The organism is Pseudomonas sp. CFBP 8758 (genome assembly GCF_014841725.1).
Taxonomy (GTDB): domain Bacteria; phylum Pseudomonadota; class Gammaproteobacteria; order Pseudomonadales; family Pseudomonadaceae; genus Aquipseudomonas; species Aquipseudomonas baltica.
In genome coordinates, this window is the sequence record NZ_JACYUK010000005.1 from 380466 (window position 1) to 406329 (window position 25864).

The following is a 25864-nucleotide window of genomic DNA, read 5'->3' on the forward strand; positions in this document are numbered from 1 at the left end:
TGCTCGTGTTCCCAATCATGCCGTGCGGCGCAGTATCAGCAGATGGCGTTGGCCTTGGCAACCGGGGACGGCCAAGGCGTGTTCGCTATCGAGGTGGAAGTCCGCTGGCAATGCTACCAGTTCGTCAGCTGGATGCAGCCCTTTCATCGCCAACCAGCGCGTGTCGCCGTTGCCCAGGTGGCGTGTCCAGTGGCCAAAATCGTGCAGGCTGCTGAACGCGCGGGAAACGATACCGGCGAAAGGTTGCTCGGGGACGAAGGTTTCGGCGCGGCTGTGGATAACTTTCAGGTTGGCCAATCCCAGCTCCAGTTTCACCTGGGTCTGGAAGCGGGTTTTCTTGCCATTGCTGTCGAGCGTGGCGATCCGTTTTTCAGGAAACATGATCGCCAGCGGGATGCCTGGCATGCCGCCGCCGCTGCCGACATCCAGCCAGCTGTCGGCCGCTGCCAGGTACGGCAGGATGCTCAGGCTGTCGAGCAGGTGCCGGGAAACCATCTCGTCGGGATTGCGCACCGCCGTCAGGTTGTACGCCTTGTTCCATTTGATCAACAGGGCCAGGTAGGCCAACAGCTGCTCGCGCTGGGCTTCGGACAGTTCGACGCCCAATTGCCGGGCGCCTGTGGACAACTCTTCGCGGTGCTGTTCGGTGACCATGGAACTCAAGCGCTTTGCTCCAACTCACGGCCTGCGCCGCGTTTTTTCAGATGAATCATCAACAGCGAAATGGCAGCGGGCGTCACACCCGGTATACGCGATGCCTGACCCAGGGTCTCGGGACGAGTGGCGCCCAGCTTGCCCTGGATTTCCTTGGACAACCCGGAGATGCCGACGTAGTCGATATCCACAGGCAGACGAGTGTCTTCGCTGGCACGCAGCCGGGCGATCTCGTCCTGTTGACGATCGATGTACCCGGCGTACTTGGTCTTGATCTCGACCTGTTCGGCCACCTGTGGATCCTGCGCGCCGCCACCGGTGACTTCGACCAGACCGACATAGTCGATTTCCGGACGGCTGAGCAGGTTAAGCAGGTTGTATTCATGGGTCAACGGCGTACCGAATTTCTCGGCAAGCGCATCGCCCACGGCAGTGTTCGGTCGGACCCAGGTGCTTTTGAGCCGCTGTTCCTCGATTTCGATGGCTTCGCGCTTGGCACTGAACGCTGCCCAACGGGCGTCGTCGACCAGGCCCAGCTCGCGACCCTTTTCGGTCAGGCGCAGGTCTGCGTTGTCCTCGCGCAGGATCAGGCGATACTCGGCCCGCGAAGTGAACATCCGGTACGGCTCCTGGGTGCCCAGGGTGATCAGGTCATCGACCAGCACGCCGATGTAGGCCTCGTCCCGGCGCGGGCACCAGGCGTCTTTGCCCTGTGCACGCAACGCCGCGTTGGCGCCGGCCAGCAACCCCTGCGCGCCGGCCTCTTCGTAGCCGGTGGTGCCGTTGATCTGCCCAGCGAAGAACAGACCGGCGATCACCTTGGTTTCGAGGCTGTACTTGAGATCGCGCGGATCGAAGTAGTCGTATTCGATGGCGTAGCCGGGACGCATGATGTGTGCGTTTTCCATGCCACGGATCGAACGCACGATCTGCAACTGCACATCGAACGGCAGGGACGTGGAAATTCCGTTGGGGTACAGCTCGTGGGTGGTCAGCCCCTCCGGCTCGATGAACACCTGATGGCTCTGCTTGTCGGCGAAGCGGTGAATCTTGTCTTCGATCGACGGGCAGTACCGTGGACCTACGCCTTCGATTTCACCGGCTGCCGAATACATCGGCGAGCGATCGAGGTTGGCCGCGATGATTTCATGGGTGCGCGCGTTGGTATGGGTGATCCAGCAACTGACCTGGCGCGGATGCAGTGCCTTGGATCCCATGAACGACATCACCGGGATCGGGGTATCGCCCGGCTGCTCGGTCATCACCGAAAAGTCCACGGACTTGCCGTCGATGCGCGGCGGTGTACCGGTCTTCAACCGGCCTACTCGCAGGGGTAGTTCACGCAGGCGATGGGCCAGCGCGATCGACGGCGGATCGCCCGCACGGCCTCCCGAGTAATTCTGCAAACCGATGTGGATGAGCCCGCCGAGGAAGGTACCGGTGGTGAGCACCACGGAATCGGCCATGAAGCGCAGGCCCATCTGGGTGACCACGCCCTTGACCTCGTCCTGATCGACGATCAGGTCGTCTGCCGGCTGCTGGAATATCCACAGGTTGGGTTGATTCTCCAGGATTTCGCGGATCGCCGCCTTGTACAGGACCCGGTCGGCCTGGGCACGGGTGGCCCGTACCGCTGGGCCCTTGCGGTTGTTGAGCACGCGAAACTGAATGCCACCCTTGTCGGTAGCCAGTGCCATGGCACCGCCGAGCGCATCAATCTCCTTTACCAAGTGGCTCTTGCCGATGCCGCCGATGGCCGGGTTGCAACTCATGGCACCGAGGGTTTCCACGTTGTGCGTCAACAGCAGGGTCTTTGCACCCATGCGTGCTGAGGCCAGTGCTGCCTCGGTACCGGCATGACCGCCGCCGATGACGATCACTTCAAAACGGGAAGGGAAATCCACCACGCACCTCGTGCCTGTTCAATGTGGGTAATTGGGATAGCGGCGCAGTATAGGGAATTTGCCTCGGCTAAAGAACCCTTCTGCACAAAAAATAACCAGCTGTGGATAGACCGAGTAATAGAAATTAAAAGAGAGAGATTTATTAAAGCTTTGTTTTTATGTTTATTACTATGCAACGACAAATCTGTGGATAAGGTTCTGAAACCCTCTGTACTCGTGCTGTACAGAGAAATTAAAGGTTGTGTTCACCTGTTCATGAGCCCGGTGTATAACCGAAATTAACCTGTGGGTAACACGGTTGCTTACCCACAGGCGGATTTATCATCAGCTTTCGGACCCGCTTATCAACCTGGCTCAGGCGGACTTTTCCACAGGGCTCCTGAAGCATGTATAAAAAAAAGCCGCCTCGAAAGGCGGCTGTTGATCGGTTTCACGCGAGGGTCGTGGCGGTGCTTGCACGCCTACTTGCCGATGCAGAAGCTCGAAAAGATGCGTCCCAGCAGATCATCTGAACTGAATGCTCCGGTGATTTCACCCAAGGCTTGCTGCGCCAGGCGCAGGTCTTCGGCCAACAGCTCGCCGGCACCGGCCAGGGTCAATTGATCACGTCCATGGTCAAGGTGGTCGCCGGCATGGCGCAAGGCTTCGAGGTGACGTCGACGTGCGCTGAAGCTGCTTTCTGCGGTCTGTTCGTACCCCATGCAGGCCTTGAGGTGTTCGCGCAGCAACTCCAGCCCCTCGCCTGCCCCCTTGGCAGTCAAGCTCAAGGTGACGTGTCCGTCGCCGTCCTGCTGCAGGCCGATGGGTTCCCCACTCAGGTCTGCCTTGTTGCGAATCACCGTGACTTTGCCGATATCGGGCGTGAGCTCGAGGAACTCCGGCCAGAGCGCAAACGGGTCGGCCGCTTCGGCGGCCGTCGCATCCACCACCAGCAGGATACGATCGGCCTCGGCAATGGCCTTCAGCGCTCGCTGCACGCCGATCTGCTCGACTTCATCGGCCGTGGTGCGTAGCCCCGCGGTGTCGATCACGTGCAACGGCATGCCATCGATGTGGATATGTTCGCGCAACACGTCCCGGGTCGTGCCGGCAATCTCCGTCACGATCGCGGCTTCGCGTCCGGCCAGCAGGTTGAGCAGGCTCGACTTGCCGGCATTCGGTCGACCGGCGATCACCACGTTCATGCCATCACGCAGCAAGGCCCCCTGCCCGGCTTCCCGCAGCACGGTGGATAACTCGCCCCGTACCTTGTCGAGCAGGCTCAGTACATGACCATCGGCGAGGAAATCGATTTCCTCCTCGGGAAAGTCGATGGCGGCCTCGACGTAGATACGCAACGCGATGAGCTGCTCGGTCAAGTTATCCACACGGCGGGAAAACGCCCCTTGCAGCGAACGCACGGCGTTGCGCGCCGCCTGGGCGGAACTGGCTTCGATGAGATCGGCAATGGCCTCGGCCTGGGCCAGGTCGAGCTTGTCGTTGAGGAATGCACGCTCGCTGAATTCGCCCGGACGTGCCAGGCGGCAGCCCAACTGCAGGCAGCGCTGCAGCAGCATGTCCATCACCACAGGCCCACCGTGGCCTTGCAGCTCGAGCACGTCCTCGCCGGTGAACGAATTGGGCCCGGGGAAGTACAGGCTCAGGCCCTCGTCGATGACCTGGCACTGCGCGTCGAGCATTGGGCCGTAGTGAGCGTAGCGAGGCATTGGCACACGGCCGATGATCGCCTGGGCAGCCGCGCTGGCCAGTGGTCCGGAGATACGCACGATCCCCACTCCACCGCGACCCTGGGCCGTGGCAATGGCAGCGATGGTTTCGCGAACGACGTTCATGCAGATACTCCGGTCGAATTTCAGATAGCAAAACGCCCCACGAGGGGGCGCTTTGTGCACAGGTTAGTCGAGCAACCCGTTAAACGGCAGGTTTGTTTGCCGCAGCTTTCTCGATACCGCGCGTGATGTACCACTGCTGGGCAATCGACAGGGTGTTGTTGGTTACCCAGTACAGTACCAGGCCGGCCGGGAACCAGAGGAAGAAGAAGGTGAACACGATCGGCATCATCTTCATCACCTTCGCCTGCATCGGATCCGGAGGCGTTGGGTTCAAGCGCTGCTGAATGAACATGGTCGCGCCCATGATGATCGGCAGGATGAAGAACGGATCCTTGATCGACAGGTCGGTTATCCACAGCAGCCAAGGTGCCTGACGCATCTCGACGCTTTCCAGCAGTACCCAGTACAGGGACAGGAAGACCGGCATCTGCACCAGGATCGGCAGGCAGCCACCCAGCGGATTGATCTTCTCTTTCTTGTACAGCTCCATCATGGCCTGCGACATCTTCTGGCGATCGTCGCCATGCTGCTCCTTGAGCAATGCCAGTTTCGGCGCAACGGCGCGCATGCGCGCCATCGACCGGTAGCTGGCGGCCGACAAGGGGAAGAACAGCAGCTTGATCAGGATGGTCAGGCAGATGATCGAGAAGCCCCAGTTACCCAGGATCGCGTGGATATGCTTGAGCAGCCAGAAGATCGGTTGTGCGATGAACCACAGGATGCCGTAGTCGACGGTCAGCTCCAGGCCTGGGGACAACTCCTTGAGCTTGTCCTGTACCTTCGGACCGGCATACAGGGTGGCTGTGGTTTCGACCTTGCCACCTGGTGCGGCGGACAACGTCGGACCGGTGTAGCCGATGATGTAATGGCCCTGGTTGTCCTTGCGCGTCATGACGTTGTTGCTGTCACCGGGGGCAGGGATCCAGGCCGTCACGAAGTAGTGCTGCAGCCAGGCTACCCAACCACCTTGCACGGTTTCCTTGAGGCCGGCCTTGTCCATGTCCTTCATCGACACTTTCTTGTACGGCTCGCCATTTGTCCACAGGGCCGCACCCAGGTAGGTCGCGGTACCGGTGGCCGTAGTCGACGATGGGTCGGAGCTGTTGTCTCGCTTGAGCTGGGCGAACATGTTGCCGCTCCAGTTCTGCGCGCTCTGGTTATCCACAAGGTAGCCGACTTTCAGGTCGTATTCGCCGCGGTCGACCGTGAAGCGCTTGACGTAGTTGACGCCGTTGTCGCTGTAGGTCAGGTCGACTACCAGCTGGTTCTGACCCTCGGCCAGTTGATAACTTTTTTGCGTCGCGCTGTACACGGGGCGCCCAGTGGAACGCGCATCCGGGCCGTTCGCACCGGTCAGGCCGCTCTGGGCCAGGTAGGTCAGTTCACCACCGTTGTCGAACAACTGGAATGGAATGTTCGGCATGTCCTGGCGCCGAGGGTACTCGGGCAGGTTCAGCTGGACGATATCACCACCGGTAGGATCGATAGCGAAGTTGAGCACGTCGGTCTTGACCCAGATCAGGTCCTTGCTGACCACGACAGGGGTCGGCACAGGCAGATTGGCATCAGGATTGGCGCTGGGTACATCGGCACTGGCTTGAGTGTTGGTGCCCGGTACCGTTTCCGGCAATGCCGGGGTCGGGTTCTGGGTAGCCATATTCTGAGTCGGCAAGGCGGCTTGACCGTAGTCCTGGTTCCATTTCAGGACCATGACGTAGGCCACGACTGCCAGGGCGACGATCAGGATCGTGCGTTTAATATCCATGATTACTCGGCTATCGAAGAAGAACGGGGTGATGGGGCGTCTGGAACCGGGTCGAAACCACCGGCATTCCATGGGTGACAGCGGCCAAGGCGACGAACGGTCAGCCAGCTTCCACGCAAGAGGCCGTGGATCTCGATGGCTTCGAGCGCGTAGCAAGAGCAACTGGGATAAAAACGACAGTGGTTCGCCATGAGAGGGCTGATGGCGTAGCGGTAGAACTGGATCGGAACGATTGCCAGTTTACGCATCTTGACTGTCCACTCCTGCAGGTTCGGTCTTCACCACTGGAGCGGGCCGGTTACGTGCAAGGCGCTTCCAGAGCTTGCCAAAATGCTCATGCAATTCAGGGTTTTCCACGTCGCCCAAACCTTTGCGCGCGACGATGACGATGTCCCAGCCAGCCAGTATGTCCTGGTGCAGACGGAACGAGTCACGCATCAAACGTTTCAAGCGATTGCGTTGAACGGCGAGCTTGACGCTCTTTTTACCGATGACCAGCCCTAGACGGGGATGTTCGAGGCCGTTCTCACGCGCAAGGAGCAGCAAGTTCTTGCCGGGTACCTTGCCAGACGGCGAGTCGAAGACTGCTTTGAAATGCCGGGCTGTCAGCAGACGCTTTTCCCGACCGTAGTCCTGACTCACCACCTGTGCCGAAGGATCAAACTGCCAGACGCTTGCGGCCCTTGGCGCGACGACGCGACAGGACGGTACGGCCGTTCTTGGTAGCCATGCGGGCACGGAAACCGTGAGTGCGAGCGCGCTTGATGGTGCTGGGTTGGAAAGTACGTTTCATGGTTGTTACCTGGTTCGTCCACAACGGGCCGGAATGGACCCCGTTTTAAGAGACCGGCGATTCTAGTGAAAGCGCGGCAGAAGGTCAATTTCCAACCAGCTATTACTTTTGCATCGTTTATCAGAACCCTGCGCTGCACGTAGACACTCACCCTCACCTTCGATTCATCCGCTTCCTGTTTCCAAGCCTGCGTATGACACACCAGAGCCGATCAAATATAGAAATAGAGAAGGGACTTATTTTAAAGCTTTTCTGTAATGCTTATAGATCTTAGTGAGGCCCTTTTCTGTGGATAACTGCCTTCAGCCCTTGCGGCCCGTACGTCCTGGAGATTCGCAACCCTGTCCAGAAGAGGTGCTGCGCCTGTGTCGATGCTCGGGACAACCTGTGGACTAAAGACGAGGATATCCACAGGGGTGTTATCCACAGATCTCGACCCCCACTTGTGCATAGATCTCAAGTCAGGTTATCCACAGAGCTCAGGAATCAGATTTCGAGGCATTGAACAGCGGTTTTTTCACGCTTTCCAGGCCAGTGGCCGGACCTACATGTGGATAAGTGTGCTGAGCGTCGGTACAATGGGGGTTGTTTTTGCCTTGCCGGCTTTCAATTCAGGGGATACCTGTGTCAGTGGAACTTTGGCAGCAGTGCGTGGAACTCCTGCGCGATGAACTGCCTGCCCAGCAATTCAACACCTGGATCCGTCCGCTACAGGTCGAAGCCGAAGGCGACGAGTTGCGGGTCTACGCGCCCAACCGCTTTGTGCTGGACTGGGTAAACGAGAAGTACCTGACACGACTTCTCGAACTGTTGGGTGAGCACGGCAACGGACTCGCGCCGGCGCTTTCGTTGCTGATCGGCAGCCGCCGCAGCTCGACGCCCCGCGCTGCATTCAACGCCCCGCTGGCAGCCTCTGCAGCGGCAAGCCAGGCGCAGGCGGCCCCGGTGACTGCCGTGCCTGCAGTTGCGCCTGTAGAGGCCGTTTCCAAGCCTTCGGTCAGTGAGGAACCCTCGCGGGACAGTTTCGACCCCATGGCCGGCGCCAGCTCGCAACCGGCACCCGTACGTGCCGAGCAGCGCACCGTGCAGGTAGAAGGTGCGCTCAAGCACACCAGCTATCTGAATCGCACCTTTACCTTCGAAAACTTCGTCGAAGGTAAATCCAACCAGTTGGCGCGCGCCGCTGCCTGGCAGGTTGCGGACAATCCCAAGCATGGCTACAACCCGCTGTTCCTTTATGGCGGTGTGGGTCTGGGTAAAACGCACTTGATGCATGCTGTGGGTAACCATCTGCTCAAGAAGAATCCGAATGCCAAGGTCGTCTACCTGCATTCCGAGCGATTCGTGGCCGACATGGTCAAGGCGCTGCAGCTGAACGCGATCAACGAATTCAAGCGGTTCTATCGTTCGGTCGATGCGCTGCTGATCGATGACATTCAGTTCTTCGCTCGCAAGGAGCGCTCCCAGGAGGAGTTCTTCCATACGTTCAATGCGCTGCTCGAGGGCGGCCAGCAGGTCATCCTGACCAGCGATCGCTACCCCAAGGAAATCGAAGGGCTCGAAGAGCGCCTGAAGTCGCGCTTTGGCTGGGGTTTGACAGTGGCGGTCGAACCACCGGAACTCGAGACGCGAGTCGCGATCCTGATGAAGAAGGCGGATCAGGCCAAGGTTGAGTTGCCCCATGACGCGGCGTTCTTCATTGCCCAGCGGATTCGCTCCAACGTCCGCGAACTCGAAGGTGCCCTCAAGCGGGTCATTGCGCACTCGCACTTCATGGGCCGAGAAATCACCATCGAGCTGATCCGCGAGTCGCTCAAGGATTTGCTGGCACTGCAAGACAAGCTGGTGAGTGTGGATAACATTCAGCGCACGGTGGCCGAGTACTACAAGATCAAGATTTCCGATCTGCTGTCCAAGCGCCGCTCACGCTCGGTGGCGCGACCGCGGCAGGTGGCCATGGCGTTGTCCAAGGAACTGACCAACCATAGCCTGCCGGAAATCGGCGATGTGTTTGGTGGCCGTGATCACACCACCGTGTTGCACGCCTGCCGCAAGATCAACGAACTCAAGGAATCCGACGCGGATATCCGCGAGGACTACAAGAACCTGCTGCGTACCCTGACCACGTGAACATTCACTACGCAGCTTTTGAGGCAAGGGACTAGACCATGCATTTCACCATTCAACGCGAAGCCCTGTTGAAACCCCTGCAGCTGGTCGCCGGCGTCGTCGAACGCCGCCAGACCTTGCCTGTGCTTTCCAACGTGCTGCTGGTCGTTCAGGGGCAGCAGTTGTCCCTGACCGGTACCGACCTGGAAGTGGAACTGGTTGGCCGCGTACAGCTGGAAGAGCCCGCCGAGCCTGGCGAGATCACGGTGCCCGCGCGCAAGTTGATGGACATCTGCAAGAGCTTGCCCAACGACGCCCTGATCGACATCAAAGTCGATGAACAGAAGGTAGTGGTCAAGGCCGGACGCAGCCGTTTCACCTTGTCGACATTGCCGGCCAATGATTTCCCGACGGTCGAGGAAGGCCCGGGTTCGCTGACGTGCAGCCTGGTCCAGAGCAAGCTGCGCCGGTTGATCGAACGCACCAGTTTCGCCATGGCTCAACAGGACGTTCGCTATTACCTCAACGGCATGCTGCTGGAAGTATCGGCAGGTATCATCCGCGCCGTCGCAACCGATGGACACCGCTTGGCCATGTGCTCGATGCAAGCCGACATTGGCCAGGCCGATCGGCATCAGGTCATTGTGCCGCGCAAAGGTATCCTGGAGCTGGCCCGCCTGCTGACCGAGCCTGATGGCAACGTCAGCATCGTGCTGGGCCAGCACCACATTCGTGCTACCACCGGTGAGTTCACCTTCACCTCCAAACTGGTCGATGGCAAGTTCCCCGACTACGAGCGCGTGTTGCCCAAAGGTGGCGACAAGTTGGTGGTCGGAGATCGCCAGGCATTGCGTGAGGCGTTCAGCCGCACCGCTATTCTGTCCAACGAAAAGTACCGCGGCATCCGTTTGCAACTGGCGGCCGGTCAGCTCAAGATCCAGGCCAACAACCCCGAGCAGGAAGAAGCGGAAGAAGAAGTGGCCGTGGACTACAACGGTGGTGCGCTGGAGATCGGCTTCAACGTCAGTTATCTTCTCGACGTGCTGGGCGTGATGACGACGGAGCAGGTGCGCCTGATTCTGTCCGATTCCAACAGCAGCGCCCTGGTGCAGGAATCGGACAACGACGACTCGGCATATGTCGTCATGCCGATGCGCCTCTGACCCCTGCCTGAATGTCCCTTACCCGCGTCACAGTCACCGCGGTGCGCAACCTGCACCCGGTGACCTTCTCCCCCTCCCCGCGCATCAACATTCTTTATGGCGCCAACGGCAGTGGCAAGACCAGTGTTCTAGAAGCCATTCACTTGCTGGGTCTGGCTCGATCTTTCCGCAGTACGCGCCTGGTGCCGATCATCCAGCACGATCAGGCGAGCGCTACGGTGTTCGGGCAGGTTCAACTGGCCGAAGGTGGACAGAGCAATCTGGGGATTTCCAGAGAGCGCCAAGGCGATTTCACCATTCGCATAGATGGCCAGAATGCGCGAAGCGCAGCCCAGCTTGCCCAGATACTTCCGCTGCAGTTGATAAATCCCGACAGCTTTCGGCTGTTGGAAGGCGCGCCTAAAATTCGCAGACAGTTTCTCGACTGGGGTGTGTTCCACGTGGAACCTCGCTTCATGTCGACCTGGCAGCGTCTGCAGAAGGCCTTGAAGCAACGGAACTCGTGGCTTCGACATGGTACACTTGACGTTGCTTCGCAAGCGGCCTGGGACCGAGAACTCTGCCTTGCCAGTGCGGAAATCGACGAATACCGCCGTGCTTATATCAAGGCGCTGAAGCCTGTGTTCGAACAGACACTCGCCGAGTTGGTGCAGCTCGATGGGTTGACGCTGAGCTATTACCGCGGTTGGGACAAGGATCGCGAGCTTGCCGATGTATTGGCGGGTTCGCTGTTGAGAGACCAGCAGATGGGGCATACCCAGGCTGGACCTCAACGTGCTGATCTTCGCCTCAGAATGGGCGCCCATAATGCGGCTGACATATTGTCGCGCGGTCAGCAGAAACTGGTGGTATGCGCACTTCGCATTGCCCAGGGCCATCTGGTAGGCCAGGCCCGCCGGGGGCAATGCATCTATCTGGTAGACGATTTGCCCTCCGAACTGGACGAGAAACATCGTCGCGCATTGTGCCGCTTGCTGGAAGAATTACGCTGCCAGGTGTTCATCACCTGTGTGGATCAAGAATTATTGAGGGAAGGCTGGCAAACGGAAACGCCAGTTGCCGTGTTCCACGTGGAACATGGCGGTATTACCCAGACCCACGATCATCGGGAGTGAAGGCATGAGCGAGAACCAAACGTACGACTCCTCCAGCATCAAGGTGCTGAAAGGGCTTGATGCCGTACGCAAACGTCCCGGTATGTACATCGGCGACACCGATGATGGTAGCGGCCTGCACCACATGGTCTTCGAGGTGGTGGACAATTCCATCGACGAAGCACTGGCCGGCCACTGTGATGAAATCACCATCACCATTCATCCAGACGAATCCATTTCCGTAACCGACAACGGTCGCGGCATTCCAGTGGATGTGCACAAGGAAGAAGGCGTATCTGCGGCCGAGGTCATCATGACCGTGCTGCACGCTGGTGGTAAGTTCGACGATAACTCGTACAAGGTTTCCGGCGGCCTGCACGGCGTTGGTGTGTCCGTGGTGAACGCACTCTCTGAAAGCCTGCAATTGACAGTGCGTCGCGCTGGGAAATTGTGGGAGCAGTTCTACGTGCATGGCGTCCCGCAGGAGCCGATGCAAATCGTCGGTGAAAGCGAAACCACCGGTACCAAGATCCACTTCAAGCCATCGGCCGACACCTTCAAGAACATCCACTTCAGCTGGGACATTCTGGCGAAGCGAATCCGCGAATTGTCCTTCCTCAACTCTGGCGTGGGTATCCTGCTGAAGGATGAGCGCACCGCCAAGGAAGAGCTGTTCAAGTTCGAAGGCGGTCTGCGGGCATTCGTCGAATACCTCAATACCAACAAGACGCCCGTCAATCAGGTGTTCCACTTCAATGTGCAACGCGACGACGGCGTAGGTGTTGAAGTGGCACTGCAGTGGAACGACAGCTTCAATGAAAACCTGTTGTGCTTCACCAACAACATTCCGCAGCGCGATGGCGGTACTCACCTGGTGGGCTTCCGCTCGGCGCTGACGCGCAACCTGAACAACTACATCGAGCAGGAAGGCCTGGCCAAGAAGAACAAGGTCTCGACCACCGGCGACGATGCGCGTGAAGGCTTGACCGCAATCATTTCGGTGAAAGTGCCGGACCCCAAGTTCAGCTCGCAGACCAAGGACAAGCTGGTTTCGTCCGAAGTGAAAACTGCGGTCGAGCAGGAAATGGGCAAGTACTTCTCGGATTTCCTTCTGGAGAATCCGAACGAAGCCAAGGCCGTGGTGGGCAAGATGATCGATGCCGCCCGTGCTCGTGAAGCTGCTCGCAAGGCGCGCGAGATGACCCGTCGCAAGGGTGCATTGGACATCGCTGGCCTGCCAGGCAAATTGGCCGACTGCCAGGAGAAGGACCCTGCCCTTTCCGAACTCTACCTGGTGGAGGGTGACTCCGCCGGTGGTTCGGCCAAGCAAGGCCGCAATCGCAAGACCCAGGCGATCCTGCCGCTCAAGGGCAAGATCCTCAACGTCGAGAAGGCACGCTTCGACAAAATGATCTCTTCCCAGGAAGTGGGCACCTTGATCACGGCACTGGGCTGCGGTATCGGTCGCGAAGAGTACAACATCGACAAGTTGCGCTATCACAACATCATCATCATGACCGATGCCGACGTTGACGGATCGCACATCCGTACCTTGTTGCTGACCTTCTTCTTCCGTCAGTTGCCTGAGCTGATCGAGCGCGGTTACATCTACATTGCCCAGCCGCCGTTGTACAAGGTGAAGAAGGGCAAGCAGGAGCAGTACATCAAGGACGACGACGCCATGGAGGAGTACATGACGCAGTCGGCCCTGGAAGATGCGAGCCTGCACCTCAACGATTCGGCGCCCGGTATTTCCGGGGAAGCGCTGGAGCGCCTGGTGAACGATTTCCGTATGGTCATGAAGACGCTCAAGCGTCTGTCGCGTCTGTACCCGCAGGAGCTGACCGAGCACTTCGTGTACCTGCCGGCGGTTGCACTCGAGCAGCTGGGCGACCACGAGGCCATGCAGGCCTGGTTGGCCAAGTTCGACGCACGTCTGCGTACCAGCGAAAAATCGGGCCTGGTGTACAAGGCCAGCCTCCGTGAAGACCGTGAGCGTAACGTCTGGCTGCCAGAGGTGGAGATCACCTCCCACGGCCTGGCGAGCTACATCACATTCAACCGCGATTTCTTCGGCAGCAACGACTACAAGACCGTGACCGCTCTGGGCGCACAGTTGGCCAGTCTGCTGGACGAAGGCGCCTACGTTAAACGGGGCGAGCGCAAGAAGGCCGTGGTCGAGTTCAAGGAAGCCCTCGAGTGGCTGATGACCGAAAGCACCAAGCGCCATACCATCCAGCGCTACAAAGGTCTGGGTGAGATGAACCCAGACCAGTTGTGGGAAACCACGATGGACCCAAGCGTGCGACGCATGCTCAAGGTCACCATCGAGGATGCGATCGGCGCCGACCAGATCTTCAACACCCTGATGGGTGATGCGGTCGAGCCCCGTCGCGAGTTCATCGAAAGCAATGCACTGGCGGTGTCGAACCTCGACTTCTGAGGCTTGGACCCACCCACCGAACCCCGGCGCCCTTGGCCCGGGGTTTTTTTATGGGTGTGCGTATCCAATGCCTCACGCCGAGAACGGACGAACGGCCCTGGCGTGGATCTTGCGCAGGCTTATTGCAGGTGCGCTGCGGGCATGACTACGTCAATGCCGCTTTTCGGCAGGAGTGTCACAGCCCGCGCCCGATAATCAATGGCTCGTCACGTCTGCACAGGGGTAAAGCTCATGGACCATGCAATGGAGGGGCGGGTATCCCCCGCGACGTTGAAAAAGGTGATCTGCGCCGCTGCCGTGGGCAACTTCGTGGAATGGTTCGACTTTGCGGTCTACGGGTTTCTGGCCACGGCCATCGCCCAACAGTTCTTCCCCAGTGGTGACGCTGCCACGGGCCTGTTGAAAACCTTTGCAGTGTTCGCCGTGGCGTTTGCGTTCCGGCCCCTGGGCGGTATCGTTTTCGGCATGCTCGGCGACCGAATCGGGCGCAAGAAGGTGCTGGCCATGACCATCCTGCTCATGGCTGGTGCAACGACGCTGATCGGTTTGTTGCCCACCTATGCCGCCATCGGTATTGCTGCGCCGATCATGCTGACGCTGATTCGCTGCGCTCAGGGTTTTTCTGCCGGCGGTGAGTATGCCGGCGCCTGTGCCTATCTCATGGAGCATGCGCCGCGTACCCAACGTGCCTGGTATGGGAGCTTCATCCCGGTGTCGACCTTCAGCGCGTTTGCCTGTGCTGCGGTAATGGCCTACGCATTGGACGCTTCGCTGTCGCCCGAGGCGATGGCCAGTTGGGGTTGGCGAGTGCCGTTCCTGATAGCGGCGCCGCTGGGCCTGGTGGGGCTTTACCTGCGCTGGCGGCTGGATGAAACGCCTGCGTTCCAGGCAGTCAAGCAAGAACACGACGTCGCCCATTCACCGCTCAAGGACACCCTGCGCAGTCACGGTGGTGCGATCCTGTGCCTGGGTGCATTCGTGTCGCTGACCGCCCTCTCCTTCTATATGTTCACTACCTACTTTGCGACTTATCTGCAGGTGGTGGGTGGCTTGAGCCGGGCCACGGCGTTGTTGATCTCGGTGATCGCCTTGGTGTTTGCCGCGTTGATGTGTCCCGTTGCGGGAGCATTCTCCGACAAGGTCGGGCGTCGGGTAACGGTGGGGACCGCTGGGGTGTTGATCATCGCGGTGGTGTATCCGTCGTTCCTGCTCGCCAGCTCAGGCTCGTTCGTCGCTTCCGTCATCGGGGTGATGATGCTGGCGGTCGGTGCAGTGCTCAGTGGTGTGGTGACTGCAGCTTTGTTGTCCGAGACATTCCCGACCCGAACCCGCTACACGGCCTCGGCAATCACCTACAACCTCGCCTACACGGTGTTTGGCGGAACGGCGCCGCTGATGGCGACCTGGTTGATCGGTATGACGGGGAGCAACCTGTCGCCAGCGTTCTATCTCATGGGGGTATCGGTGCTGGCACTCGCGGGAGGATTGGCGTTACCCGAGACATCGAAGATTTCCCTGCATGGCGATGCGGGGGAAGCTGTTCATGGTGGGCAGCCGGTGGTTGTTTGAGCCGGTTGGATCTGTGGCGACTCGGCTGACGTCTTCGCGGGCAGAGCCCGCTCCCACATGAAGGCAACATTCAGTGCCATGTGGGAGCCGGGCATGGGTTTCAGGTGGCGAGCAAGGTAGCCTGCTGGTCGGCGCACAGTTGCAGGAGGAAATCCCAGACCACACGCAGCCGTACCGATTTGTGCAGTTCGCGTCGGGTGCTGATCCAGTAACTGCGCTGGATGGTTTCGTCGGGCAGTACGCGCACCAGCCGTGGGTCCTTGGCAGCCATGTACACGGGCAATACGGCGATGCCCAGGCCGATGCATGCAGCCTCCTGTTGAGCCAGCACACTGGTGCTGCGAAAGGCCACGACCGGGTTGCGACAGAAGCTGTTGAGCAATAACAGCTCCTGGCTGAACAGCAGATCATCGACATAGCCGATCCAGCGATGCTGTGCCAGGTCTTCACGATTGCGCAGCGGCTCGGCAGCAGCCAGGTAATCGGCACTGGCATACAGTGCCAGGTTGTAGTCGGTTAGCTTGCGGGTGATCAGCAGATCGGCATTGGGACGCTCGAGGTGCACGCTGATTTCGGCTTCGCGGTTGAGAATGCTGACAAAGCGCGGCACAGCCACCAGCTCCACTTCCAAGCCTGGATAACGGCGGAACAGTTCGCCGAGGCGCGGTGTGATGAAGGCGATACCGATGCCTTCTGTTACGCCCAGGCGGATCTTGCCCAGCGGATTGAATGACTGCGTAATGTCCTCCTGCGCGCGCAGGGCCAGGTTCTCCATGGCCTCGGCGTGCTTGAGCAGCGTCTGCCCCGCCGGGGTCAGTTCGTAGCCGTGGGCGTTTTGCACGAACAGCGGCGTGCCCAGGTGGCGCTCGATGCTTTCGATGTGCCGGGCGACCGTACTGTGCGTGGTATGCAGGCGCTTGGCAGCGGTCAGCAATCGGCCGCTGCGTTGCAGCTCGAGAAAGAAGCGCAGGTCGTTCCAGTCGAACATTGATTTTCCCTTGTTAATCAACTGCGCTCTGGACTGTGCGAAAACGCTCAGCCCCTGGGTGAAATCTTTAGTTTTCACCACGAAGCTAATCAATAACATGGAGAACGACAAGAACAATAAAACGGCGCGGAGTACACCATGCCATCAGTCCCATCCGTCTATGACTACATCATTGTCGGCGCAGGTCCTGCAGGTTGTCTGCTTGCCAATCGACTGTCGACCGACCCTTCGGTACAGGTGCTGTTGCTCGAGGCAGGTGGCCGGGACAACTATGCCTGGATCCACATCCCGGTCGGTTATCTGTTCTGCATCGGTAATCCCCGCACCGACTGGTGTTTCAAGACCCAGCCACAACCAGGCCTCGACGGCCGCAGCCTCAACTACCCTCGGGGCAAGGTCCTCGGCGGCTGCTCGTCGATCAATGGCATGATCTACATGCGCGGCCAGTCCAGCGACTACGATCGCTGGGAGGCCCAAGGCAATCCCGGCTGGGGCTGGAAAGACGTCCTTCCGCTGTTTCGCCAGAGCGAAAACCATCATGCCGGCGACTCCGAGTTCCACAGCGCCCAGGGCGAGTGGCGAGTCGAGCAGCAGCGCTATCGCTGGCCCATTCTCGACGCCTTCCGCAGTGCGGCGGCCGAGTCCGGGATCGCCAGCATCGAAGACTTCAACACCGGAGACAACCAGGGTTGCGGTTACTTCCAGGTCAATCAGAAGTCCGGGGTGCGCTGGAATTCGACCAAGGCGTTCTTGCGCCCTGCGCTGAAGCGGTCGAATCTGACGGTGCACACGGGCGTGCGGGTGGACAAGGTGCTGCTGCAAGACGGCCGTGCCCATGCGGTGGCTGCCCGCTGGCAGGGCGCCGACCATCGGTTCGAGACGCGCGGTGAGATCATTTTGTGCGCCGGCGCAATCGGTTCGCCGAACATTCTCCAGCGCTCCGGCATTGGCCCCCGCCCCTTGCTCGAACGCCTGGGCATCGACGTGCAGCATGAGTTGCCCGGCGTGGGTGGCAATTTGCAGGATCATCTGCAGCTGCGGCTGGTGTACAAGGTCAGCAACGCGCGCACCCTCAACCAGGTTGCCAACAGCCTGTGGGGCAAGTTCGGCATGGGCGTGCGCTACCTGTACGACCGCAGCGGGCCGCTGGCGATGGCGCCGAGTCAACTAGGCGCCTTCGTGCGCTCGAGCCCCGAGCAGCCCTCCCCCAATCTTCAATACCACGTGCAGCCGCTGTCGTTGGAACGCTTCGGCGAGCCGCTGCACCGCTTTCCTGCGTTTACCGCTTCGGTCTGCAACCTGCGGCCCAAGAGCCGCGGGCGGGTGGACATCAGCTCTGCCGATCCGGACGCAGCGCCGTTGATCGATCCCAACTATCTCAGCCATCCCGACGACGTGCAGGTGGCGGTCGATGCCATACGCCTGACGCGCAAGATCGTCCAGGGCTCGGCCCTGCAAGGCTTTGCCCCGCAGGAGTACCTGCCAGGCGCGGACGTACAGAGTGAAGAAACATTGCGCGCGGCAGCAGGACGCATAGGAACGACTATCTTTCATCCAGCAGGCACCTGTCGCATGGGCAACGACACCCTGGCGGTTGTGGATGCGCAACTCAAGGTTCGTGGCGTTCAGGGTCTGCGTGTGGCAGACGCGTCGATCATGCCGGAAATCGTCTCGGGCAATACCTGCTCACCGACGGTGATGATTGCAGAAAAGGCAGCGCAGATGATTCTGCATCCGCAGCCGCTGGAGGCCGTACCGGCCACTGCGCTGCAGGTGCCGGAAACGATTTGACCGAGTGCAGGCAGTACTCGGGAAAGGCAACAGTGGAACAACAACAATAATCACTGAGGATGGCAATATGGCGGATTATCTGCAACACGGCGCGGCGGCTGCGCCTGCCGTGAACCGGGACGAGAAGAAGATCATCTTCGCATCGTCGCTGGGGACGGTTTTCGAATGGTACGACTTCTTCCTGTACGGCGCCCTGGCTGCGGTGATCAGCAAGCAGTTCTTCGCCGGAGTGAACGAGACCACAGCCTTCATCTTTGCCCTGATGGCGTTTGCCGCAGGCTTCCTGGTGCGACCCTTCGGTGCCTTGGTGTTCGGACGCCTGGGCGATATGATCGGGCGTAAGTACACCTTTCTCATGACCATCATCCTGATGGGTGTCTCGACCTTTGCGGTGGGATTGCTGCCGACCTATGCCAGCATCGGCATTGCCGCGCCGATCATCCTGGTGCTGTTGCGCATGCTTCAGGGTCTGGCCCTGGGCGGCGAGTATGGCGGCGCAGCGACGTACGTGGCCGAACATGCGCCGCAGAAAAAACGTGGTTTCCACACCGGCTGGATTCAGTCGACAGCCACCCTCGGCCTGCTGCTGTCATTGCTGGTGGTAATGGGCAGCCGCTATATCAGTGGCGATCAATTCGAAGTCTGGGGCTGGCGCCTGCCGTTCCTGCTGTCGATCGTACTGCTGGGCATTTCCACCTGGATCCGCCTGAGCCTGAGCGAATCGCCCACCTTCACCAAGATGAAGGCCGAGGGCAAGACCAGTAAATCGCCGATCCGCGAGTCGTTCGGTTCCTGGCAGAACCTGAAGATCGTGTTGACCGCGTTGTTCAGCATCAATGCTGGGCAGGCCGTAACGTTCTACTGTGCGCAGTTCTACGTGCTGTTCTTTCTGACACAGATGCTCAAGATGGACCCGGCACTGGCCAATCAGCTGCTGATCATCAGTGTGGTCATCGGTGCGCCGTTCTTCGTGTTCTTCGGTTGGCTGTCCGACCGTGTCGGGCGCAAACCCATCCTGATGCTTGGCCTGCTGCTGGCGACCTTCGCCTACTTCCCCCTGTTCAAGGGTTTGAGCCACTACGCCAACCCGCAGATCGACAATGCCACTCGCAACTCGCCGGTCACGGTGATGGCGGATCCTGCTACGTGCACCTTCCAGTTCGACCCAGTGGGCAAGGCCAAATTCGACAGCCCCTGCGACAAGGTCAAGACGTTGCTGATCAAGTCGGGTGTGCCGTACAGCTCGGCGGCCCCGGTCGACGGTACGGATGTGGCAATCACGGTCGGTGAGCAACGGATCAACGGCTACGATGAGCCAGCCCTGCGCGCGGCCATTGCTCAGGCAGGCTACCCCGCCAAGGCCGATTCGAGCCTGGTCAATCAACCCATGGTGGTGTTGATCATCGTTGCCATGATCCTGATTGCCACGATGACCTATGGGCCGCTGGCGGCGGTGATGGTCGAGCTCTTCCCCACCCGCATTCGCTACACGTCCTTGTCCCTGCCCTACCACATTGGCAACGGCTGGTTCGGCGGATTCCTGCCCACGGTCTCGTTCGCGCTGGTGGTGTACACGGGGGATATCTTCTACGGACTGTGGTACCCGGTACTGGTGACCGGTATCAGCTTCGTGGTGGGGATGTTCTGTTTGAAGGAAACCCGGCACGTGGACCTGGACAAGGTCTGACGTCTGGCTGAAAACCCAGCGGTGAAAGGCTCGAAAAGACGAGCCTTTCACCGCCGTGCAAAAAACTTATGCACCAATTGCCGGGTTTTGATGGGTTTTGAAAACTGCATAGCCAACATAGGGTTACGCAGCTTTCAAAGACTTTGCACGAGAAACAATACACAAGTTATCCACAGAAACTAGATAACCGGCGTGGGTGCGATTTCCGGATGCTCCGGCAGCGCGCCCATGGCTTGTTGAGTTTGCTCGTTCCAGGCCTGGACGCGCTCGTTCAAGGCCGCAATGGCCCGCGGTCCGGTGCCTTCGGCGTACATGGGTGCCCCGATGACCACCTCGATGGTACCGCGATGCTTGTTCCAGCCTTCCTTGGGCCAGTAGCGCCCGGCATTGTGCGCAATGGGCAACACCGGCAACTGCGCGTTCACCGCCAAGGCACTGCCGCTGCGGGTGAATTTGCCGATCTGGCCGTATGGCACACGGGTACCTTCCGGGAAGATCAGTACCCAGACGCCGTCCTTCAACAGCGTGTCGCCCTTGCTGGCGACTTCCTTGAGTGCCGACTTGGGATTGTCGCGGTCGATGGCGATGGGGCGCAGCATGGCCATGGCCCAGCCAAAGAACGGCACGAAAAGCAGCTCGCGCTTGAGCACCTGGCTCAGGGGCTGGAAGTAGGCGGAAAGGAAAAAGGTTTCCCACGTGCTCTGGTGGTTGGAAACGATGACGCATGGAGTTTGCGGAACGTTTTCCGCACCTTTCACCCGTACGTCGATACCCAGCATGACGCGCGTCAGCCACAGCGCACAGCGGCACCAGTAGACGTTGATGAAACGGTAGCGCGCCTTGAAGGACAGAAAGGGCGCGATGAAAAAGCTCAGGGTGCACCACAGCAAGGCGCTGCTGCCCAGAAGCAGATAAAAGGCAAAGATTCTGATTGCCCGCAGGATCGACATAGCGGTGGATACCGTCAAGTGTGGATAAGGTGCCTGGCGACTGCCGCCAGGTCATCGAAAATCAGGGTTCCCTCGGGCAGGTCCTGGGTCAAGGTCCGTAGCCCTTTGCCGGTCTTCACCAGCACGGGTCGAGCAGCCACTGCCGTTGCGGCGTGCAGATCGCTCAGGCTGTCGCCGACGAACCAAACGCCGGTCAGGGGCGCGTCATAGTGGGCAGCGATGCGCTGCAGCAAACCCGGCCGCGGTTTGCGGCAGGTGCACTGGTCATTCGGACCATGGGGACAATGCACGATCAGGCCAACCTCGCCGCCCTGCTCCGCGACCAGCGCGCGCAGGTGGGCGTGCATGGCATCGAGGGTGGCCAGGTCGTAGTAACCGCGCGCCAGGCCAGACTGGTTGGTAGCGACGGCCACCGTCCAGCCAGCCTGGTGCAACTGTGCAATGGCCTGGATCGCTCCAGGCAATGGCAGCCATTCGGCGACTGATTTGATGTAGGCGTCGGAGTCATGATTGATGACCCCGTCGCGATCGAGAATCAGCAGTTTCAAGGCCTACCCCAGCAACGAAATGTCGGCGACGCCCAGGAACAGACCGCGCAGGCGTGCCAGCAAGGCATAGCGGTTGGCCCGCACATTGGCATCTTCGGCATTGACCATCACCGCTTCGAAGAACGCATCCACTGGCTCGCGCAGGGCGGCCAGACGGGTCAAGGCTTCGTTGTAGCGACGCTCGGCAGCCATCGGCGCCACCGCATGGTCGGCCTGGGTGATGGCCGAGTACAGCGAGAACTCGTTGGCGTTGTCGAAGTACTTGGGCTCCACGGTGGCAGCAACCTTGCCCTCGGCCTTGCTCAGCAGGTTCGAGACACGCTTGTTGACGGCTGCCAGGGCGGCGGCCTCAGGCAACCGGCGGAACGCCTGGACAGCCTGCACGCGCTGATCGAAGTCCAGTGCCGAACCGGGTTGCAGGGCACGCACCGAAAGATAAGTGGCCACATCGATGCCCTCGTCTTCGTAGCGAGCGCGCAGGCGATCGAAGATGAACTCCTGCACCTGCTCGGCAAGCCCGGCCGACTTGACCTGGGTGCCGAAGGCCGAAACGGCGAAGCTCACGGCTTCGTTGAGGTTCAGGTCCAGCTGCTTTTCGATCAGGATGCGCAGCACGCCCAGGGCCGCGCGACGCAGGGCATAGGGGTCCTTGCTGCCAGTAGGCAGCATGCCGATGCCGAAGATGCCGACCAGGGTGTCGAGCTTGTCGGCGATGGCCACCGCCGCACCGGTCAGGGTGCTGGGCAGCTCGGCGCCGGCGCCACGGGGCATGTATTGCTCGTTGAGTGCCAGCGCGACGTCTTCGGGTTCGCCGGCGTTGAGCGCGTAGTAATAGCCCGCCACGCCCTGCATTTCCGGGAACTCGCCGACCATTTCCGTGGCCAGGTCGCACTTCGACAGCAGGCCTGCCCGCGTCGCGCGCTGGGCATCGCCACCAATGCGCGAGGCAATGTAGGCCGCCAGCTTGGAAACCCGCACGGCCTTGTCGTAGACACTGCCCAACTGCGCCTGGAACACCACGTTTTCCAGGCGTTTGTTGAAGGCTTCCAGCGGTTGCTTCTTGTCCTGATTGAAGAAGAACTCGGCATCGGTCAGGCGTGGACGCACGACTTTCTCGTTGCCCTCGACGATCTGGCGCGGGTCCTTGCTCTCGATGTTGGCCACGGTGATGAAACGCGGCAGCAGCTTGCCGTCGGCGTTGAGCAGGCAGAAATACTTCTGGTTGTCCTGCATGGTGGTGATCAGCGCTTCCTGCGGGACATCCAGGAAGCGTTCCTCGAACGAACACACCAGCGGCACGGGCCACTCGACCAGGGCCGTCACTTCGTCCAGCAGCGTCGGTGGCACGATGGCGCTGCCTTCCTGCTGGGTGGCCAGCTCGGCGGTACGTCGGGCGATCAGTTCACGGCGTTCGTGGGCATCGGCCAGTACGTAGGCCTTGCGCATGTCTTCGCGGTAGCCGGCGGGCGAGCTGATGCGCACGTTCTGTGGATGATGGAAACGGTGACCACGCGATTCACGGCCTGCCTTCTGGGCCAGGATCGTGCAATCGATGACGTCGTCGCCCAACAGCATGACCAGCCACTGGGTTGGCCGCACGAACTCTTCCTTGCGCGCGCCCCAGCGCATGCGCTTGGGAATCGGCAGGTCGTTGAGGGAATCTTCGACGATGGTCGGCAACAGGCTGGCCGTCGGCTTGCCGACGATGTTCTGGCTGAAGCGCAGCTTGGGGCCGCTGCGGTCGATTTCGCTGAGGTCGACCCCGCACTTCTTGGCGAAGCCCAGTGCAGCCTGGGTCGGCTCGCCTTCGGCATTGAAGGCGGCCTGCAGCGGCGGGCCGTCGAGATTGATGCTGCGGTCCGGCTGCTGGGTATCCAGGCCGGTGATCAGCACGGCCAGGCGGCGTGGCGCGGCGTAGACGTTCTTGGCGCTGTAGTTCAGGCCGGCGGCCTGCAGGCCTTTCTCGATGCCGGCCAGGAAGGCGTCGGCCAGGGTGTTCAGGGCCTTGGGTGGCAGCTCTTCGGTGCCCAGCTCGACCAGAAAATCTTGAGCACTCATTGCGCAGCCTCCAGCTTGGCCAATACTTCATCTCGCAGATCGGGGGTCGCCATGGGGAAACCCAGCTTGGCACGGGCCATCAGGTAGGCCTGTGCCACGCCACGGGCCAGGGTCCGCACGCGCAGGATGTACTGCTGGCGCGCGGTGACCGAAATGGCGCGGCGAGCATCGAGCAGGTTGAAGGTGTGGGACGCCTTCAAGACCATTTCATAGCTGGGCAGCGGCAGTGGCTGGTCCAGTTCGAGCAGGCGCTTGGCCTCGCTTTCGTAGAAATCGAACAGCTCGAACAGTTTGTCGACGTTGGCGTGCTCGAAGTTGTAGGTGGACTGCTCCACCTCGTTCTGGTGGAACACGTCGCCGTAGGTCACTTTGCCGAACGGGCCATCGGCCCACACCAGGTCGTAGACCGAGTCGACGCCCTGCAGGTACATGGCCAGGCGTTCCAAGCCGTAGGTGATCTCGCCGGTGACCGGGTAGCATTCGATGCCGCCCGCCTGCTGGAAATAGGTGAACTGGGTGACTTCCATGCCGTTGAGCCAGACTTCCCAGCCCAGGCCCCAGGCGCCCAGGGTCGGCGACTCCCAGTTGTCTTCGACGAAACGGACGTCGTGCACCAGAGGATCGAGGCCGATGTGCTTGAGCGAACCCAGGTACAGTTCCTGGAAGTTGTCCGGGTTGGGCTTCAGAACCACCTGGAACTGATAGTAGTGCTGCAGGCGGTTGGGGTTCTCGCCATAGCGGCCATCAGTCGGACGGCGGCTGGGTTGCACGTAAGCGGCATTCCAGGTTTCCGGGCCCACGGCGCGCAGGAACGTGGCGGTATGAAAAGTGCCGGCGCCCACTTCCATATCGTAGGGCTGAAGCACCACACAACCTTGCTCGGCCCAGTATTGCTGGAGGGCGAGGATCAAGTCTTGGAAGGTACGCACGGCTGGCGTAGGCTGGCTCACGAAATTCACCTGTTTCTAGGGCTGCGAATATAAAGAGCGGGAGTATACCGCGAATCCGCGGCGCCTCTACCCATGGAGCCCTAATGCCTCGCTGCTTTTGGTGTACCCAAGACCCCTTGTACCAGGCCTACCATGACCTTGAATGGGGCGTGCCGCTGCGCGAGGCGGGCGCCCTGTTCGAGTTGCTTGCGCTGGAAGGGTTCCAGGCCGGCCTGTCGTGGATCACCGTGCTGCGCAAGCGTGAACGCTATCGGCAGGTGCTCCACGGCTTCGACCCGCAACGCCTCGCGCAGATGAGTGACGAGGAAATCGAGGTGCTGATGCAGGATCCGGGCATCGTGCGCAATCGCCTCAAGCTCAACGGTGTACGCAAGAACGCCCGCGCCTGGTTGCAGCTCGAAGACCCGGCAGCCTTCCTCTGGTCGTTCGTCGGTGGGCAGCCGCGGGTCAACCATCGGCGCGATCGCAGCGAGATCCCCACTGAAACCGAAGAAGCCCGGGCCATGAGCAAGGCCCTGAAGAAAGCCGGTTTCACCTTCGTCGGGCCGACCATCTGCTACGCCTTCATGCAGGCCTCGGGCATGGTCATGGACCACACCCAGGATTGCGACCGCTACGCCGAGCTGGTCGGCTGAGGCTAGAATGGGCGTCTGGGCAATTAAGGGGTGATCTGTGGATAAGTTCAAAGGGGCACTGATGGTCGGTGCCTTGCGGTTGTTTGCGCTGCTGCCGTGGCGCACCGTGCAGTGGGTCGGCACGGCCATCGGCTGGTTGATGTGGAAGCTGCCCAATCGCTCTCGCGAGGTGGTGCGCATCAACCTGGCCAAGTGTTTTCCGGACATGGACGCTGCCGAGCGCGAGCGCCTCGCAGGACGCAGCCTGATGGACATCGGCAAGACCCTGACCGAAAGCGCCTGCGCCTGGATCTGGCCGGCCCAGCGCTCGCTCGACCTGGTGCGCGAGGTCGAGGGGCTGGACGTGCTCAAGGATGCCCTGGCATCGGGCAAGGGCGTGGTTGGCATCACCAGCCACCTGGGCAACTGGGAAGTGCTCAATCACTTCTACTGCAACCAGTGCAAGCCGATCATCTTCTACCGTCCACCCAAGCTCAAGGCGGTGGACGAGCTGTTGCGCAAGCAACGGGTGCAATTGGGCAACCGCGTTGCGGCCTCGACCAAGGAAGGCATCCTCAGTGTCATCAAGGAGGTGCGCAAGGGTGGCCAGGTGGGCATTCCCGCCGACCCGGAACCCGCCGAATCGGCCGGGCTGTTCGTGCCGTTTCTCGGCACCCTGGCGCTGACCAGCAAGTTCGTGCCCAACATGCTCGCCGGCGGCAAGGCCGTCGGCGTGTTCCTGCACGCCGTGCGCCTGCCCGATGGTTCGGGCTACAAGGTGATCCTGGAAGCGGCACCCGAGGGCATGTACAGCACCGACACGTATACCTCGGTGGCAGCCATGAGCGCGGTGGTCGAGAAGTACGTGCGGGCCTATCCGAGCCAGTACATGTGGAGCATGAAGCGCTTCAAGAAGCGGCCGGCGGGTGAGGCCAGGTGGTATTGAGCTAGC

At 60.4% G+C, this 25864-nt stretch carries 21 protein-coding genes; 9 read left to right on the forward strand and 12 right to left on the reverse strand.

Annotated features, from left to right (window positions below):
- Positions 1-15: 15 nt before the first annotated feature.
- From rsmG to rpmH, 7 genes are all read right to left on the reverse strand, one after another.
- Positions 16-654 (reverse strand): 16S rRNA (guanine(527)-N(7))-methyltransferase RsmG, encoded by a 639-nt coding sequence (rsmG, locus tag IFT75_RS13550; protein ID WP_192055255.1) that lies wholly within the window; start codon positions 652-654, stop codon positions 16-18.
- Between the two features lie 5 nt (positions 655-659).
- The gene (mnmG, locus tag IFT75_RS13555; RefSeq protein WP_192055171.1) at positions 660-2558 is read right to left on the reverse strand and encodes a tRNA uridine-5-carboxymethylaminomethyl(34) synthesis enzyme MnmG; all 1899 of its coding nucleotides are present in this window, start codon (positions 2556-2558) and stop codon (positions 660-662) included.
- A gap of 461 nt (positions 2559-3019) precedes the next feature.
- Positions 3020-4390 carry a tRNA uridine-5-carboxymethylaminomethyl(34) synthesis GTPase MnmE gene (mnmE, locus tag IFT75_RS13560; protein ID WP_192055172.1) on the reverse strand — a complete coding sequence of 457 codons (1371 nt, stop codon included), beginning with the start codon at positions 4388-4390 and terminating at the stop codon, positions 3020-3022.
- Between the two features lie 79 nt (positions 4391-4469).
- On the reverse strand, positions 4470-6155 hold the full coding sequence (yidC, locus tag IFT75_RS13565) for a membrane protein insertase YidC (protein WP_192055174.1): 1686 nt from the start codon (positions 6153-6155) through the stop codon (positions 4470-4472).
- Between the two features lie 2 nt (positions 6156-6157).
- On the reverse strand, positions 6158-6403 hold the full coding sequence (gene yidD / locus IFT75_RS13570) for a membrane protein insertion efficiency factor YidD (protein ID WP_082223633.1): 246 nt from the start codon (positions 6401-6403) through the stop codon (positions 6158-6160).
- Positions 6396-6800: a ribonuclease P protein component gene (gene rnpA / locus IFT75_RS13575; protein ID WP_049860458.1), complete on the reverse strand. Its 405-nt coding sequence runs from the start codon at positions 6798-6800 to the stop codon at positions 6396-6398. The genes yidD and rnpA overlap by 8 nt, the downstream gene beginning before the upstream one ends.
- 13 nt (positions 6801-6813) lie before the next feature.
- Positions 6814-6948 carry a 50S ribosomal protein L34 gene (gene rpmH / locus IFT75_RS13580; protein WP_043192020.1) on the reverse strand — a complete coding sequence of 45 codons (135 nt, stop codon included), beginning with the start codon at positions 6946-6948 and terminating at the stop codon, positions 6814-6816.
- A 624-nt stretch (positions 6949-7572) separates the two neighbouring features.
- Between rpmH and dnaA the strand changes: the two genes are divergently transcribed.
- The 5 genes from dnaA (at position 7573) to IFT75_RS13605 (ending at position 15326) form a co-directional block, all read left to right on the forward strand.
- Positions 7573-9078, forward strand: a complete 1506-nt coding sequence (gene dnaA / locus IFT75_RS13585) for a chromosomal replication initiator protein DnaA (protein ID WP_192055176.1) — start codon at positions 7573-7575, stop codon at positions 9076-9078.
- Between the two features lie 38 nt (positions 9079-9116).
- A complete protein-coding gene (gene dnaN, locus IFT75_RS13590) occupies positions 9117-10220 on the forward strand; it encodes a DNA polymerase III subunit beta (RefSeq protein ID WP_122480043.1) in 1104 nt (367 codons plus the stop codon).
- A gap of 11 nt (positions 10221-10231) precedes the next feature.
- A complete protein-coding gene (gene recF, locus IFT75_RS13595; RefSeq protein WP_192055178.1) occupies positions 10232-11335 on the forward strand; it encodes a DNA replication/repair protein RecF in 1104 nt (367 codons plus the stop codon).
- 4 nt (positions 11336-11339) lie between these two features.
- Complete coding sequence (gene gyrB / locus IFT75_RS13600) at positions 11340-13757, forward strand: DNA topoisomerase (ATP-hydrolyzing) subunit B (RefSeq protein WP_122480045.1); 2418 nt, start codon at positions 11340-11342, stop codon at positions 13755-13757.
- Positions 13758-13988: 231 nt separating this feature from the next.
- Positions 13989-15326 (forward strand): MFS transporter, encoded by a 1338-nt coding sequence (locus IFT75_RS13605; RefSeq protein WP_192055180.1) that lies wholly within the window; start codon positions 13989-13991, stop codon positions 15324-15326.
- Positions 15327-15426: 100 nt separating this feature from the next.
- Here IFT75_RS13605 and IFT75_RS13610 read toward each other — a convergent pair whose 3' ends face one another.
- Complete coding sequence (locus tag IFT75_RS13610; RefSeq protein ID WP_192055181.1) at positions 15427-16314, reverse strand: LysR family transcriptional regulator; 888 nt, start codon at positions 16312-16314, stop codon at positions 15427-15429.
- Between the two features lie 138 nt (positions 16315-16452).
- On the opposite strand from IFT75_RS13610, the gene IFT75_RS13615 reads away from it, so the two are divergent.
- Together IFT75_RS13615 and IFT75_RS13620 are read left to right on the forward strand one after the other, a co-directional pair.
- Entirely contained in the window at positions 16453-18105 is a 1653-nt protein-coding gene (locus tag IFT75_RS13615) for a GMC family oxidoreductase (RefSeq protein WP_192055183.1), read from the forward strand.
- 67 nt (positions 18106-18172) lie between these two features.
- The gene (locus IFT75_RS13620; RefSeq protein ID WP_192055185.1) at positions 18173-19792 is read left to right on the forward strand and encodes an MFS transporter; all 1620 of its coding nucleotides are present in this window, start codon (positions 18173-18175) and stop codon (positions 19790-19792) included.
- Positions 19793-19971: 179 nt separating this feature from the next.
- Here IFT75_RS13620 and IFT75_RS13625 read toward each other — a convergent pair whose 3' ends face one another.
- Genes IFT75_RS13625 through glyQ form a run of 4 tightly spaced genes read right to left on the reverse strand, consistent with a single transcriptional unit; the run spans position 19972 to position 24298 of the window.
- The gene (locus IFT75_RS13625; protein WP_122480050.1) at positions 19972-20742 is read right to left on the reverse strand and encodes a lysophospholipid acyltransferase family protein; all 771 of its coding nucleotides are present in this window, start codon (positions 20740-20742) and stop codon (positions 19972-19974) included.
- Between the two features lie 14 nt (positions 20743-20756).
- Positions 20757-21290, reverse strand: coding sequence for a D-glycero-beta-D-manno-heptose 1,7-bisphosphate 7-phosphatase (gene gmhB, locus IFT75_RS13630; protein WP_192055187.1), 534 nt, complete (start codon positions 21288-21290; stop codon positions 20757-20759).
- Between the two features lie 3 nt (positions 21291-21293).
- Positions 21294-23348 carry a glycine--tRNA ligase subunit beta gene (gene glyS / locus IFT75_RS13635; RefSeq protein ID WP_192055189.1) on the reverse strand — a complete coding sequence of 685 codons (2055 nt, stop codon included), beginning with the start codon at positions 23346-23348 and terminating at the stop codon, positions 21294-21296.
- Positions 23345-24298, reverse strand: coding sequence for a glycine--tRNA ligase subunit alpha (gene glyQ, locus IFT75_RS13640; protein ID WP_043193756.1), 954 nt, complete (start codon positions 24296-24298; stop codon positions 23345-23347). Before glyQ ends, glyS begins: the two co-directional genes overlap by 4 nt.
- An 83-nt stretch (positions 24299-24381) precedes the next feature.
- On the opposite strand from glyQ, the gene IFT75_RS13645 reads away from it, so the two are divergent.
- Both IFT75_RS13645 and IFT75_RS13650 read left to right on the forward strand, forming a co-directional pair.
- A complete protein-coding gene (locus IFT75_RS13645; protein ID WP_185794621.1) occupies positions 24382-24933 on the forward strand; it encodes a DNA-3-methyladenine glycosylase I in 552 nt (183 codons plus the stop codon).
- A gap of 37 nt (positions 24934-24970) precedes the next feature.
- Positions 24971-25858: a lysophospholipid acyltransferase gene (locus tag IFT75_RS13650; protein WP_122480054.1), complete on the forward strand. Its 888-nt coding sequence runs from the start codon at positions 24971-24973 to the stop codon at positions 25856-25858.
- Positions 25859-25864: the final 6 nt, after the last annotated feature.